The sequence below is a fragment of the Agrobacterium sp. MCAB5 genome, from assembly GCF_052114365.1.
Classification (GTDB): Bacteria; Pseudomonadota; Alphaproteobacteria; order Rhizobiales; family Rhizobiaceae; genus Agrobacterium; species Agrobacterium tumefaciens.
The window spans coordinates 1-365 of sequence record NZ_JBFREP010000368.1 but is presented as its reverse complement, the minus strand read 5'-3'; the positions used below and the strand labels follow the sequence as shown (position 1 = coordinate 365).

The following is a 365-nucleotide window of genomic DNA, read 5'->3' as shown; positions in this document are numbered from 1 at the left end:
AGATGGTGAAGACGAAACCGATCCGGCGCAGTGAATAAACCCGCCAGTTACGGTAGATCACTCCCGCATTGTCCGCAAACCGGCGCTTCATCCAGGCCGTGCTGCCCGAATGCCGCAAAGGCTCGATCATGCCGATGGCGTTTCCTACAAAACCGGCATTTTCCTGCCCGGCTTCGATGGCCTTTTCGAGAAAAGGCGAAGTCAGACGGTTCGAGGCGAGCGTAAGCGAGATGAAGGCCGCCCCATAGAGAATGACGATGGCGACCAGATCCACACTGAGGATCGCTCCCAATAAAAGGGTGCTGAACAGAAACGTGGCAATGCCGGGCACGAAATAAATAAGGCCGATCTGCATGATCATCGAG

General features: G+C 55.3%; 1 pseudogene. It reads right to left on the bottom strand.

Going from position 1 to position 365, the window contains the following annotated elements:
- Nucleotides 1–365, bottom strand: a pseudogene (locus AB4Z23_RS29065) (ABC transporter ATP-binding protein); the annotation flags it as partial.